The following is a 13764-nucleotide window of genomic DNA, read 5'->3' on the forward strand; positions in this document are numbered from 1 at the left end:
GTAGAACGCAGCCAGGTCCTTACGCCCCGTCACCTTCTGGGCCGTCTTGACGGCGGCATCAGGTAGGGCGTCCGCGCTCAAGGGATCGACGATCGCCAGACGGTTGCCGATTCTCGCACAGTGCCCGACTACCTCCTGCATGTAGCCTGCGGCGCTCTCTGCATTGGCCACGAGGATCGGCAGGTCGGGGACTGCGACCATACTGACCTCGTGGACCTTCGCCAGCCCGGCAAGCCCGTCACCGATATCATCCTTGCCCAGGATGTCGGCCACGGCCGGAGCAGCACCCTTCTTGACCGGAACGATGTAGCACGATCCCCCGCCATTAGCGAAGAAGCCCAACACGGCCTCACCCAGGTAGCCGTCATCCATGTTGACCGCTGACACCAGCTGCTGGCCCAAGGACTTCAGACTCCCCAGGCCCTGATGCTTGCCGACGGCGGGAGATGTGATCGCCTTGAACTGGCTGTCGAGTTTGGACAGTGCCTCCTTCTGCTTGAAAACGTTGTCGCTGGACAGGCCGTTCTCTCCGTTAAGAGACTCGTACACCTTATCCAGGTCACCACTCAGGGACGCGAATGAATTGAAACCCTCGGCCCAGCTTTTGAAGGCGGCTCCGTATTTAGTCTCCACCTCCTTGACTTTTTCGACGGTCGGGCTCCCCAAACTGCCTGCAGCTGTTTTTAGATCTTTGATCCCGCTGTCCGTTTCGCTGGCGCCAAACTCCTTTGCGATTTCGATGGCTTTGTCGACATTCTGTACCAAGGCGGCGGCCACGGCAGCCTTGCCCTTATCGTCCTTGGCCTTACCGAAGTCATCAGCGGCTGCTGCAACTTCCTTGCCGATGATGGCCAGGGTTTCGCCGCGCTGTGCCGCCTGCTTGTAAGCGTTGCGGGCGGCGTCCAGGGCGGTCACTGCGTCCGGCGGGGTAGGGAAGAACGCCTTGCAGAATTCGGTCCAGCTCCGTACTAGGCGAGGCCGGAACGTTTCAGGACTGCTCTTATCGTAGGTGGCGGTAATGCCTAAGAAGGCGGGAGTTGAGGTGCCTGCCCCCACCACCGAGCGCACACCACTAGAAGCTTCCTTCACGTAAACGCCAGGAGCCACAGGCGTAGTCATATGATCCTCCATTGGCAGGGAATTTAAAAGATTCGCTGATTTATTTTAAATGGGGTTGAATTTCACCTTGAGGCGATCTCCCGTCTGATATTTCACCCTGAACGGCCCTATTTTGGGAGTATTCTCGGCTAACGCCATGTCAGGCGATAGTGTCGCGCGGGGCAATGAAGTTTCCCCGTGGTCTCGGACACGTGATCGTTGCGCTGCAAGGGCGTGCTGGTGTCGTTGCCTGGTCTCGGCTGGTGTGAGGTAGCCGAAGATTTTGTGCTTATGCACTGCACAGTGGCCGTCGAGGGCGCCCTGCGCACCCCGAAAGGACCGCGGGCGGTGGCGCCGAGGAGAGCGAGGGCCTCCTGCGGGGCGTTGCGGGCCCACCGGCCGATCGCCCGGATGGAACGGGCTCCGGCCGGCACCGCGCAACAGCAGGCCAGCAGCACCGTCGTCAGACAGTGCCGGCGTCCACGCCGGGCCCGCGGACCGGGCAGCGACGCCAGCCGCCCGGCGATGCCACCGACCGCACGCTGCACCTCGGCGGGCGACTCGACCAAGCAGACCGTGGCAGACTGACGACACATCGAAGCCCCGGTGCGACAGGGCGACTTGCGAGGCCCCCTTGACCATCGGAGCTTCGTTGCATGCGAGACACCCTCTCGTGAGAGCCCGTCACATCCCTGTGACCCGCTGGCTTTCGAGGCCGACAGGACTATGAATCAGCCCTGGCTCACCGGTCGTTCTCCTTCACGAAGAAGGTCTTGGTTTCAACCGGTCAGTGCAACACTCCAGGTAGAAGGGTGCTGGAGGTGTTGCAGGGTGGCGAGGATCGGTCGTCCGGGGATGTCGGACGCGCAGAAGCGGGAAGTCTGGCGGCGTTGGAAGCAGGGTCAGTCGCTGAGCGAGATCGGCCGTGCGCTCGGCCGGGTGCCGGGTTCCGTTCACGGAGTGGTCGCCGCGAACGGAGGATTCGTTCCCGTACCCCGGAAGCGAGCGGATGGTGCGCTGACGCTCGCAGAACGTGAGGAAATCTCCCGCGGGCTGGCCCGCGGGGAATCATTGCGGGTGATAGCGGCGCGGCTCGGGCGGGCACCGTCGACGGTCGGCCGGGAAGTCGGACGGCATGGCGGCCGCAAGGGATACAGGGCCGCGGCGGCCGATGAAAGGGCCTGGGACAATGCCCGCAGGCCCAAGCCCTGCCGGCTGCGGGAGAACCCTCAACTCCGCGAAGCGGTCGCGGAGAAACTGTCCATGGAGTGGTCGCCGCAGCAGATATCCGGGTGGCTTGCCCGCCGTTACGGACGCGGACACGCTATGTATTGATCCGAAACTCTTGGATTTCCTGGACTGTTGCGGCATCCTCGCAGGTCACAGCTTTGCGAAAAGGAACCAGAAGAGTTTCGGTTCAATATGTGTCTCACGAAACGATCTACCGCAGTCTTTTCATCCAGGCCCGCGGGGTGCTGAAGAAGGAACTCACCGCGCACCTGCGCCAGCGTCGCACCATGCGCCGGTCCAAGCTCGCCTCGACCGCGGGGCAGCAGCGCGGACAGATCCGCGACGCGGTCTCCATCCGCGAACGCCCCGCCGAGGCGGAAGACCGGGCCGTGCCCGGCCACTGGGAAGGGGAACTGATCACGGGGGCGAAGAACAGTCACATCGCCACTCTCGTCGAACGCCACTCGCGTTACGTGGTGCTGGTGAAAGTCCCCGGCAAGGACACCGACAGTGTCGTCACCGCCCTCGCCCGACACGTCCGGAACCTGCCCGGCGAACCGGTGAAGTCCCTCACCTGGGACCGGGGAACCGAACTCGCCGACCACAAAAGCTTCACCGTCGCCACGGACATCAGCGTGTACTTCTGCGACCCGAAAAGCCCCTGGCAGCGCGGCTCCGACGAAAACACCAACGGCCTGCTCCGCCAGTACTTTCCGAAAGGAACCGACCTGTCCCTCTACACACAAGAAGGCCTGGACGCCGTCGCTCTACGGCTGAACACCCGCCCCCGCCGGACCCTCGGCTACGAGACTCCCGCTGATAAACTCGCCGCAGCGTTGCACTGACCGGTTGAAACCAAGGTCGCCTTTTTCAGGATCTCGATCGTCTGCTGCTGTTCGCGGACCTCCTTGCGCAGCCGCTTGAGTTCCTCGCGCTCGGCGCCGGTCAGCTCACCGGGCTCGCCCTCGCCCCGGTCCGCCTCGGCCCGGCGGTACCAGCCACGCAGCGACTCCGAGCCGACGCCGAGTTCCCGGGCCACCGCAGTGACCGTCCTGCCCGAGGAGTCGACGAGCGCGATCGCGTCCCGCTTGAACTCCTCGGTGTACCGCTTCGTGTACTTGCTTCCCACCTGGTGCTACTTCCTCTGGAACCTCAAGTCCCAGTCTCCAGGTGTCCACGATCAAGGGGAAGCTTCAGAAACTGGATCAGCCGTCTACTGGGGTCTGTACGGTCAATGGTGGATCTTCGGACAGGAAGTGACACCTGATGACAGACGTGAACATCCCGGTCGAGGCTGTCGAGGAAGTGCAGCCCGCCGGCATACCGGACGCGCTGGACGACCAGCTGATCAGGCAGCTGGTGGATCGGGCCAAGGCTGACGGGATCCGGCTGACCGGCCAGGGCGGGCTGTTGCAGCAGCTGACGAAGAGGATCCTCGAGTCCGCTCTCGAGGGCGAGATCACCGACCACCTCGGCCATGAGAAGCACGAGAAGACCACCAGCGGCAACACCCGCAACGGCATCCGGTCGAAGACCGTGGTCACCGAGGTCGGGCCGGTCGAGATCGACGTCCCACGTGACCGGGCGGGCAGCTTCGAGCCCCAGATCGTCAAGAAGCGGCAGCGCCGGCTGACCGGTGTCGACGAGATGGTTTTGTCCCTGTCCGCCCGCGGCCTGACCCACGGCGAGATCTCCGCCCACCTCTCCGAGGTCTACGGCGCCGAGGTCTCCAAGACCACGATCTCCACGATCACCGACAGTGAGGTGATCGACGGCATGCACGAATGGCAGAACCGGCCGCTGGACTCGCGGTCTACCCGGTCCTGTTCATCGACTGTGTGCACGTGAAGCTGAGGGACGGGCAGGTTGCCAACCGTCCGATTTACGTCGTGCTCGCCGTCACGGCCGAGGGCACCCGCGAGATTCTGGGCCTGTGGGCGGGCGACGGCGGCGAGGGTGCCAAGTACTGGCTCCAGGTCCCTCACCGAGATCAAAAACAGGGGCGTTGACGATGTCTGCATGGTCGTCTGTGACGGGCTGAAGGGCCTTCCCGACGCCATCGGGACGGTCTGGCCGCAGGCGATCACACAGACGTGTGTCGTTCACCTGCTGCGGGCCTCGTTCCGTTACGCGGCCCGGCAGGACTGGGACAAGATCTCCAAAGCCCTCAAGCCCGTCTACACCGCACCGACCCAGGACGTCGCGGAGGAGAAGTTCCTCGAGTTCTGCGAGACCTGGGGCAGGAAGTATCCCGCGATCGTGAGGCTGTGGGAAGTCGGCTTCATACTGCCTGTTCCTTCTCGCTGTTGGGGTTTGGCCGCCTGATGCGGGGCTCGGAGGCGACTCGTTGCTTCCAGCGTTGCTCGGTCTCCTCGTCCCAGGGGATGCACCAGCGGCGGTGGCGGCCCTGGCGGGCGGGTATCTGCCCGCTGTGCAGCCACGGGTAGACGGTTGCCTCGTGAACGCCGAGTATGCGGGCGACCTCGGGAACGGTGATCTCACCGGGCCGGGTCGGGTCGCTGCGGACCGAGCCGATCACGTACTTCTTGCGGACGTGCCGGATTGAGGCGACCGTGAACGGGCGCGCGTTGCCGGTCTTGAAGCCGAGCCGGTTGAGGTGTTCGGCGATCTCGTCGTCGCTGCGGGTCTCCAGCAGGTCGCGGACGATCGCGACAGCCGCGCTGGGGGTGCGGTTGGTGCGGCGTGCGCAGATCACTTCGTCGGTCGCGCCGGTGTGCCAGCGCACCCCGATGTGGGCGTCGGCGAAGTCCACATGGCGCACGGTCACGTCCGCGATCAGGCTTCGCAGCAGGCGTTTGCGGTCCTTCGGGCTGGTGGTGGGTGCATGCCAGAGCAGAGGGAGATCCTCGGCCAGGGCTTTGAGGCGGGCCGGCTCGGGCAGGGCGGGCTGCGAGTCGATCAGGTCGGCCACGTGCTGTTCGGCCTGGGCCAGCGTGGTGAGCTTTGCCTCCCAGCGGGTCTCCAGGGAGCGGGCGACCAGCCGGTTCTCCGGTTCGACCTGGCTGAAAGCGCGTTCGGCACGGTCGCATTCGTAACGGGCGCGCTCGAGGGCGAGTTCGGCCGCTCGGTGCGAGCGGTGGTGCCGGTCGTGGACGTCCTCGGCGGCCGCGAGGGCGAGGTGGACCTGCTCGGGGGTGAGGGCGGCCAGCAGCAGCCGCTCCACCGCCGGGTCGATCGCGGCCGCGGCGACGGAGTGGCAGCCCGACGTGGTCACCGCGTCGCTGGCGGCGCGCATGCACACGTAGTCCGCGGTGTTGTCCGCGCGCCGGTAGCGGGTGCCCATCGGGAAGCCGCACGATCCACAGAAGATGATGCCCTGGCAGATCGGGACTCCCTCACGAGGCGGACGGGCACCGGTGCTGGTGCAGTTGGCCGCCAGTCTGACCTGGATGTCCAGGTGCTGCTGCCAGGAGATGTAGCCCTCGTGGTGGCCGGTGATCAGGACCTTCCACTTCTCCCGGGGCTGCCGGCTGACGCAGGTGACCACGGTGCCGTCGGGCCGGACCTTGCGCGCGCTCGCGGTCCGGCCGAAGGCGTAGGCCCCGGCATAGGCGGGGTTCTTCAGCACGGCCGCGGCCCGGCCGTGGGTGAGCCGGCCCCAGCCCAGCCGTCCCGCCCACACCCCGGTGTCACGGCGCGGGAAGCTCCGCCCGGCGAACGCGCGCACCACGCCCAGGGACGAGCCCTGCTGGTCGAAGAGCCGGAAGACGTCGGCGACCGCGGCCTGCACCTCCTGGTCGGGGTCCACCAGAACCTGTCCGCACTCGTCGTAGACCAGCCCGACCGGCAGCGGCAGCCTGAGGGCTCCGCGCTCGGCCGCTGCCTGGCGCGCTCCGTGCAGGCGTCCGGCGAGGATGTGCAGCTCGGCCTCGCTCATCGTGCTCTTCAGCCCCAGGACGAGGCGGTCGTTGAAACTGCCCAGGTCGTAGACGCCATCGGTGTCGATGAGCAGGGTGTCGGTGAGCCGGGCGAACTCCAGCAGACGGCCGAACTCCGCCGAGGAACGCGCCAGGCGGGACACCTCCAGCCCGAAGACCGCACCGACCTCGCCCAGGCACACCCGCGCGACCAGTGCGCGGAAGCCTTCCCGGTCGCTGCCGAACTTCCCCGAGGTGCCCAGGTCCGCATCGATGACCAGCACGTCCTCGCGCGTCCAGCCGAGCCGGACGGCCTGCTCGGCCAGGTTGTACTGGCGAAGGGTGGACTCGGTGTTCTCGCGGACCTGAAGCAAAGTGGACTGCCTCAAGTAGACGATCGCCTTGCGCGAGCGATGCCCGGCGGTCACTTTCTCCAGCCCGTTCATCCCCGCAGCCCTCCGCCCGCGCTGCTGCCTGCACCATGTTGGCCACCGACAGAACCGCTGTCCGGCGGAGATTCTCGTCCCTGAACACGGTCTGTCACCTCCGCGCCGGCCCCGGCCCGGCGATTCCTCACCTCAGCCTCCTCCACGCTTACCGCGTCGCCGCTCTCGTCACAACGGCTCACGAGCGCGTCCACCAGCGCACGGAGCTCGACGAGCGCGCCGCTGGAAACCCGGTGCGCCGAAGGCAGCGGCCCCCGGTCGGTCCAGTCCTGCGGGAGCGTGAACGTGATCCCGTCACCCCGCGCGCAGATGAACACCAGCCGGCCCCGACGGCGGACCGTCCGGCACACCCGCACCTGCCGACCGCACAGGGGATGGAAGGGGTGCGTGACGATCAACTCATCGTCAGGAACACGATGGTTAGGGGCAGTTAGGGTCCTGTTCTGGGAGAACGCATGGGCCGAGTTCGTGCCCTTCCTCCAATTCGACACCGAGATACGGCGAGTTGTATGCACCACCAACGCCATTGAGTCGGTGAACGCGCGCATCCGCAAAGCCGTCCGGGCCCGCGGGCATTTCCCGAACGAACAAGCAGCGGTCAAGTGCGTCTACATGGCCGTCATGAGCCTCGACCCGACCGGGCAAGGCCGCAAACGCTGGTCACAGCGGTGGAAGGCAGCTCTGAACGCGTTCGAGATCACCTTCGACGGCCGGCTCTCCGCCGCCCGCCGCTGACCCACTAACAACACCAGAACCACCGTTAACTTTACGGACCCGTCTACTGGACACACCCTCGAACGGTTCAGATGTGGTGTGCGTGGTGATGGAGGTGGGTGAGGCATCGGGTGAGTTGGCGTGAGACTTGTGCTTGAGAGATTCCGAGGCGGGTGCCGATTTGTTGCTGGGTCATTTCGTGGATGAAGCGTAGTTCGAGTAGGTGGCGTTCGTCGTCGGCGAGGTGTTGGAGGAGTGAGGTGAGGAGGTTGTGGTTGTCGGTGGTTTCGTAGCCGGGTTCGGTGTAGGCGAGTTGTGTTGGGCGGGTGGGGCTGTGGGTGTGTGTGCTGGCTGGTGTGAGGTGTTCGAGGGGTCTGGCTTCGTAGGCGTTGGCGGCGATGAGTGCCTGGTGTATGACGTGTTCGGCGTGGCCGAGGTGGCGGGCGACTTCGGCGCGGGTTGGTTCGCGGCCCAGGGTGCTTGCGAGGTCGGCGCGGGTGTGGCCGACGGCTCGGACGAGTTCCTGCATGCCGCGTGGGACGTGTGCCGACCAGGCGGCGTCGCGGAAGTATCGTTTGATTTCGCCGTGGATGTAGGGGCGGGCGAAGGCGTCGAAGGCGCCGCGTGTGGGATCGTAGCGGTCGACTGCTTTGATCAGGCCGAGGGTGGCCATCTGGACGAGGTCGTCGGTGTCGATGCCTTGGCGGCTGTAGCGGTGGGCGGCCTGGCGGACCATGGGGGCGTGGGCCAAGATCAGTTTCTCCCGGGCCTGGCGGTAGGCGTGGGTGTTTTTTTCGGTTGTGGCCAGACACGCGAAGAGGGTGTCGGTGTCGGTTTCCCGGTCCCGGTTGTATTCGGGCGGGAAGGGCCAGCCCCGCTGGGGGCGGGGCTTGCGCCTGTGCTGGGTGCGCTGCTGTGTTCGGGCAACCCCCACGTATGCGACCGGCATGTTCCACCACCTTGCTTGGACGACGTCACGGCCTGGCCGGCGGCCGCCGGCAGTCCGGGCCTCACTCGATCGGGCCGTCTCCTTTCCCTGGTGGGTTGCGGCCGTAGCTTCCCGACCCCGGGACAGACGAGAGGGAGGGGGCGGGGGTGTTGAGCGACAACTTGGGTGAGCAGGTCTGTCCCACTCCCGATGGCGGGGTGGGGAGTTTTCTGGCTCTGGCCGGAAGTCTGTGAAGGTCTGGGGTGGGTGGGGATCCGGGTGCGGAGGAGTTTGAACGAAGTCCGGCCATACATGGCCTTCTTGAGGGTTGTCGCCCTGTTTACGTGTCCTTCCGCGATGCCGGGAGACCACGGCAGCGTGAGTCCGGCGGTGGCAGTGTCGAGGTCCTGGCGGAGGGACCCGGCGAAGCCGCCGACGGGGCCAGGAGTCTCATGCTCTGCTTCGCGGGTCCGGTCGGGCAGGAGTTGGCCTTGTCGGTGGCTGGCCAGATCGTGGAAGGTGCGGGCGATGTCCGGGCAGGCGAGCCGTACCTTCAGCAGCTCGTGCTCCGCGTATGCGTGGTTTGCGCGCTGGAGCGGGGGCGGCCGGGAGGCCCTGAAGTCGAAAGGGCCGAGCGGGCGGGCGTCACGGATGAAGCCGGAGTGGTGCCAGTGGCTGGCCCGGGCCCTGGAGGAGGGCCGGCCGCGCACGGCTGGACGGAGGACCGGTGCTGGGCCGTGCCGAGGGTCTCGGTGTTGATCGCGCGCCGGTTCCATGTCCGGTTCGGTATGACGCAGACCTGGGTGATCCTGCGGCAGATGGGGTGGCGGCCCCGGTGCCCGGTGCGCCGTGCTGTCGGGCGGGACGACGCCGCGGTGGAGGCATGGGTGCGGGAGGTGTGGCCGCGCGTGGAAGGACGGTGAGGGACCGGGACGCCTGGCTGTGCTTCGAGGACGAGTCCGGGCAGGGGCTGCGTCCGCCGGAGGCCCGCACCTGGTCCTGCCGCGGTGTCACCCCCGTCGTCCGGGTCAAAGGCAGCGGCTCGGGACGGGTCTGCCTGGCCGGCATGATCTGCACCCGCCCCGGCCGGCGCATCCGGCTCATCTGCCGGACCATCGTCCACCACGGCCGCACGGGTGAGAGGAAAGGCTTCCGCGAGGACGGTTTCGCCCGCCTCCTCGACACCGCTCACCAGCAGCTCGGCGGGAACATCGTCCTGGTATGGGACAACTCCAGGCGGCACACCGACGCGCGGATGCGCAGACCACTCGAAGGACGCGCCGGCTGGCTGACGGTCTTCCGGCTTCCGCCGTATGCACCGGGCCTCAACCCCGCCGAAGGCGTATGGTCCCACCTCGAACGTACCCTCGCCAACATGGCCGCCTGCAGCATCGACACCCTCACAGAACTGGCCCGGACCCGGCTGAAGAAGATGCAGTACAGCCCCGCCCTCCTCGACGGCTTCATCACCGAAACCGGCCTCACCCTCACCACCCCATGAGTCACCCTGAAGACGAAGAATCAGAAGCGCATGGCCCGGCACCTCAAGCGCGCCGAGGAGAGGCTGGCTGAGGTCGAGAAGCGGCAGAAGGAGGTCACCGAGCAACTGCTCATCACCTACCGCGACGTCCTGGCCGCTCTCCACGGACCGGCGGGCGGGGACCGCGGCCGGGCCGTGGAGAGCACGCTCGATGATGTGTTGGCGCTGAAGCAGGCGCGGGAGGCGGTCGAGACGGCGGGTGGGTTCGAGGCGCAGCTGGCGGAGATCGAATCCCTGTCCGCGCATTACGGGAACAACTTCGCGCCGCTGGTGGAGCGCTACTTCCGCCCGGACCGGCCGACCATGTTCAAACTCGCCCGTCACCTGACTTTCGTGGCCACCTCGCAGGACCGGTCGGTGCTGGATGCGCTGGAGCATGTCCTGGCGCACCAGCATCTGACGCGCCCGCTGATCCCCGACACCCCGCCGCTACCGACCGCTGCCGCAGCTAGCGGAGAGGACAGTGGCACGGATGAGCCGGAGATGGCCGGGGTGCTGGATTTGTCGTTCGCGTCGAAGAACCGGCTGAAGACCGTGTACGCGAAGGACAAGCCGGGCATGCTGGTGCGCCGGCACTTCGAGGCGATGGTGTTCACCTACCTGGTGGAGGAGCTGCGCTGCGGCGACATCGCGGTGGTCGGGTGCGAGGAGTACGGCGACTGGACGCGGATGCTGCTGGACTGGGAGAGCGAGTGCGTGCCGAGGCTGGCGGAGTCCTGCGAGCAGGCCGGACTCCCCACCACCGCGGAAGGCTTCGTGCAGCGCCTGAAGATGCAGCTCACTGACGTCACTACCGTGGTGGACAAGGGCTATCCGGACAACCAGGACCCGGTCATCGACCTCGTCACGGGGGGTGCCCTCGCTCAAGGCACGCCGCGGCACGGAGCGTTCGGCTTCGGCGGAGGCGCTGGATGCGGAGCGGGAGCGGCGCCTGCCGGCGCGCAGTGTGCTGGAGCATCTGGCGAGGGCTGCGCACTGAACGGGCTGGTGGCACCGCTTCGGCCCCCTGTCCGGCTCGGATCCGAAACTGAAGGATCCGCTGTCCCGCTACGTGATCACCGCGTTCACCTATGGCTGCAATCTGGGCCCGGCGCAGGCCGCCCGCCACATGCGCAACGCCGTCACCGCCCATGAGCTCGGTGCCATCGCCCAGCGCCACATCACCGTCCGCAGCCTGGTCGGCGCCGGGGCGGACGTCATTGACGCCTACATGCTCCTCGATCTGGTGGCCGTGTGGAGCGACGGCAGCGTGGCGGCGGTGGACGGCACGATGATGGACACCGTCATCGACAACCTGCTGGCCGAAACCTCCATCCGCTACGGGGGATTCGGCGGGATCGCCCACCATCTGGTGGCCGACACCTACGTGGCGCTCTTCTCCCGTTTTGTGCCGTGCGGAGCGTGGGAGGCGGTCTATCTGATCGATTCCCTGCTCGCCAACGAATCGTCGGTGCAGCCGGATACGGTGCATGCCGATACCCAAGGCCAGAGCTCCCCGGTCTTCGGACTGGCGCATGTGCTGGGGATCGATCTGCTGCCCCGCATCCGCAACTTCCAGGACCTGACCTTCCACCGCCCCGACCCGAAGGTGCGCTACCGGCACATCGACGCCCTCTTCTGCGCCGATCCGCGCACCGCAGTGGACTGGAAGCTGATCGAGAAGAACTGGGCCGCCCTCATACGCGTCGCCCTGTCGGTGAAGGAGGGCACGGTCTCCTCCGTCACCCTGCTGCGCCGGCTGAACAACCGCTCCCGCAAGAACGAGACCTACCGGGTGTTCCGCGAGGTCGGCCGCGCAGTACGTACCGTCGTGCTGCTGCGGTACTTGTCGGAGCCCTCTCTCAGGGAGCAGATCGCGCGGGCGACCAACAAGGCCGAGGCGTACAACGGGTTCACCAAGTGGCTGGCCTTCGGCAACCACGGCCTGCTCACCTCACGCGACCCTGAGCAGCAGGAGAAGGCGGTCAAGTTTCTCGACCTCGTGGCGAGTTCGGTGATCTTCTCCACCACCGTCGACATGACCGGCGTACTGTGCCAGATGGCCGGCGAGGGCTGGACTGTCCGCCCCGAGGACCTCGCGGTCATCAGCCCGCAGCGCCGTGCCAACGTCCTGCGGTTCGGCGACTACGACACCGAGGACCTGCATATCCCGCCCGCCTCCTACGACCCCTCGCTCGGATGGGATCCAGTCCGGGGCCCGGTTGCGTGAACGCTCGCTGCCCCCCGGGGGGGGCGTGCGCCGGCGCACCACGGTGTGCGCGGCGCGGAAGGGGCACACAGGACAAGCTGTTGTCATGAGCACTGCCTCCCTGGGATCCGTGCACCCCTGCTCGGTGGGGATGCCGGGCCGAAGGTAATGGTGATAGTCGGCCTGTGGCCCGGGTTGGACTGCTGCCAGGCTCGACGCCGGCGTTCCGGCATGGCCCACAAGGTAATGGGCAGGCGGGGGAAGCCGGGCGGGGCGGGTTTTCCGTCAGTTCCCGGGGCTGTCCTTGCGACAGCGGCCGCAACCCGCCCGTCCCGTCACCAGCAAACCCCGTTCCTCACCCCTTCCTCCAGCCCAAGCGCGCCTTCACCAGCGTGCTGTTGCCCTGGTTGGCGATGTAGATCGAGTCGTTGTCCACCGCCACGCCGTAAGGCCCGTCGAGCTTGCTGGTGAGGGCTTCCAGGACCTGGGGGCTGGTGCCGTCCTTCTTCGCCTTCACCACCGTGCGCATCCTGTGGCTGGTGATGTAGATCGAGTCGTTGTCCACTGCCACGCCGTAAGATTCGTCGGCCTTGCCGGTGAGGGCTTCCAGGACCTGGGGGCTGGTGCCGTCCTTCTTCGCCTTCACCAGCGTGCTGTTGCCCTGGCTGGTGATGTAGATCGAGTCGTTGTCCACCGCCACGCCGAAAGGATTGTTGAGCTTGCCGGTGAGGGCTTCCAGGACCTGGGGGCTGGTGCCGTCCTTCTTCGCCTTCACCATCTTGTCGTTGCCGTAGTTGGTGATGTAGATCGAGTCGTTGTCCACCGCCACGCCGAAAGGCCTGCTGAGCTTGCTGGTGAGGGCTTCCAGGACCTGGGGGCTGGTGCCGTCCTTCTTCGCCTTCACCACCGTGTTGTTGTTGTAGTTGGTGATGTAGATCGAGTCGTTGTCCACCGCCACGCCGTAAGGATTGTTGAGCTTGCTGGTGAGGGCGTCCAGGACCTGGGGGCTGGTGCCGTCCTTCTTCGCCTTCACCACCGGGTTGTTGTTGTAGTTGGTGATGTAGATCGAGTCGTTGTCCACCGCCACGCCGTAAGGACTGTTGAGCCTGCCGGTGAGGGCGTCCAGGACCTGGGGTGCCACCAGCCTGGTGAGGGTGAGGGGTGGGGTGGGGACGGCGTCGGAGTAGTTGCTGTTCTTGGTGGTGCGGATGGTGACGCGGTATGCGTCTTCGTCTAGGTGCGGGATGGGGGTGTGGGTGGTGTTGCCGGGGGTTGTCCGTATCTGGGTGTCGGTGGCGGACATGTAGGTGAGTTGGTAGGCGGTCTTGTCGTCGGCGCCTTCCAGTGGGGCGTCCCAGGCCAGCTCCTGTTTGGTTTGGTCGAGGTGCAGGTTGCTGGGGGCCTTGACTGTGCCGCCTTCGAGGATGATGCGGATGTCTCCGTCGGCGCCGGGGGCGCCGGGGCTGGGGGTGAGGGTGACGTTCTTGGGGACGGGGGACTGCTGGGGCGGTCCGGGGGTGTTGTTGCCCATGGTCGTGTCCTTTCCGGTGTGGGTGGGGAACCCGCGGTGCTACGGGTCCGGGCGGGGTCTGGGCCGGGTTCCTGTGTGGCGGGGGGCGGCCGGGGTCCGGTGCCGGGTGTGAGGCGTCAGCCCTCCTGCCGGGCCGAGTCTGTTGGGGCCCGCTTCCCGGGTGCAGGCATCGGGGCGGGGTGTGTGTCGGCGCTCACGTAATTGGCCCGTG

General features: G+C 66.6%; 10 protein-coding genes and 4 pseudogenes. 7 read left to right on the forward strand and 7 right to left on the reverse strand.

The features are described 5' to 3' along the window. The coding region (locus ACLHRZ_RS35715; RefSeq protein WP_490422777.1) for a hypothetical protein at positions 1-1119 on the reverse strand (1119 nt) is incomplete at its 3' end. Between the two features lie 128 nt (positions 1120-1247). After that, positions 1248-1694, reverse strand: a complete 447-nt coding sequence (locus ACLHRZ_RS35720; protein ID WP_490422778.1) for a transposase family protein — start codon at positions 1692-1694, stop codon at positions 1248-1250. Between the two features lie 259 nt (positions 1695-1953). On the opposite strand from ACLHRZ_RS35720, the pseudogene ACLHRZ_RS35725 reads away from it, so the two are divergent. Continuing rightward, positions 1954-3181: pseudogene (locus ACLHRZ_RS35725) on the forward strand (IS30 family transposase). A 60-nt stretch (positions 3182-3241) separates the two neighbouring features. Here ACLHRZ_RS35725 and ACLHRZ_RS35730 read toward each other — a convergent pair. Beyond that, positions 3242-3457 (reverse strand): annotated as a pseudogene (locus ACLHRZ_RS35730) (transposase); the annotation flags it as partial. A 146-nt stretch (positions 3458-3603) separates the two neighbouring features. Between ACLHRZ_RS35730 and ACLHRZ_RS35735 the strand changes: the two are divergent. Continuing rightward, a pseudogene (locus ACLHRZ_RS35735) lies at positions 3604-4602 on the forward strand (IS256 family transposase); the annotation flags it as partial. Positions 4603-4609: 7 nt separating this feature from the next. On the opposite strand, the gene ACLHRZ_RS35740 reads toward ACLHRZ_RS35735, so the two are convergent. After that, complete coding sequence (locus ACLHRZ_RS35740; RefSeq protein ID WP_490422779.1) at positions 4610-6652, reverse strand: recombinase family protein; 2043 nt, start codon at positions 6650-6652, stop codon at positions 4610-4612. Next, positions 6649-7179, reverse strand: coding sequence for a DUF5372 family protein (locus ACLHRZ_RS35745; protein ID WP_490422780.1), 531 nt, complete (start codon positions 7177-7179; stop codon positions 6649-6651). Before ACLHRZ_RS35745 ends, ACLHRZ_RS35740 begins: the two co-directional genes overlap by 4 nt. Here ACLHRZ_RS35745 and ACLHRZ_RS35750 point away from each other — a divergent pair. After that, a pseudogene (locus tag ACLHRZ_RS35750) lies at positions 7079-7387 on the forward strand (transposase); the annotation flags it as partial. The gene ACLHRZ_RS35745 and the pseudogene ACLHRZ_RS35750 overlap by 101 nt on opposite strands. 67 nt (positions 7388-7454) lie before the next feature. Here the strand turns inward: ACLHRZ_RS35750 and ACLHRZ_RS35755 are convergent. Then, entirely contained in the window at positions 7455-8315 is an 861-nt protein-coding gene (locus tag ACLHRZ_RS35755; protein ID WP_490422781.1) for a sigma-70 family RNA polymerase sigma factor, read from the reverse strand. 431 nt (positions 8316-8746) lie between these two features. Between ACLHRZ_RS35755 and ACLHRZ_RS35760 the strand changes: the two genes are divergently transcribed. Genes ACLHRZ_RS35760 through ACLHRZ_RS35775 form a run of 4 tightly spaced genes read left to right on the forward strand, consistent with a single transcriptional unit; the run spans position 8747 to position 12043 of the window. After that, positions 8747-9217 (forward strand): helix-turn-helix domain-containing protein, encoded by a 471-nt coding sequence (locus ACLHRZ_RS35760; protein WP_490422782.1) that lies wholly within the window; start codon positions 8747-8749, stop codon positions 9215-9217. Further along, a complete protein-coding gene (locus ACLHRZ_RS35765) occupies positions 9214-9795 on the forward strand; it encodes a transposase (RefSeq protein ID WP_490422783.1) in 582 nt (193 codons plus the stop codon). The genes ACLHRZ_RS35760 and ACLHRZ_RS35765 overlap by 4 nt, the downstream gene beginning before the upstream one ends. A 30-nt stretch (positions 9796-9825) precedes the next feature. Next, positions 9826-10968: a hypothetical protein gene (locus ACLHRZ_RS35770; protein WP_490422784.1), complete on the forward strand. Its 1143-nt coding sequence runs from the start codon at positions 9826-9828 to the stop codon at positions 10966-10968. Further along, positions 10874-12043 (forward strand): transposase, encoded by a 1170-nt coding sequence (locus ACLHRZ_RS35775; protein ID WP_490422786.1) that lies wholly within the window; start codon positions 10874-10876, stop codon positions 12041-12043. The genes ACLHRZ_RS35770 and ACLHRZ_RS35775 overlap by 95 nt, the downstream gene beginning before the upstream one ends. Positions 12044-12377: 334 nt before the next feature. Here the strand turns inward: ACLHRZ_RS35775 and ACLHRZ_RS35780 are convergent, their stop codons facing one another. Continuing rightward, positions 12378-13553 carry a hypothetical protein gene (locus ACLHRZ_RS35780; RefSeq protein WP_490422785.1) on the reverse strand — a complete coding sequence of 392 codons (1176 nt, stop codon included), beginning with the start codon at positions 13551-13553 and terminating at the stop codon, positions 12378-12380. Positions 13554-13764: the final 211 nt, after the last annotated feature.

Source organism: Streptomyces sp. AM25 (assembly GCF_058146165.1).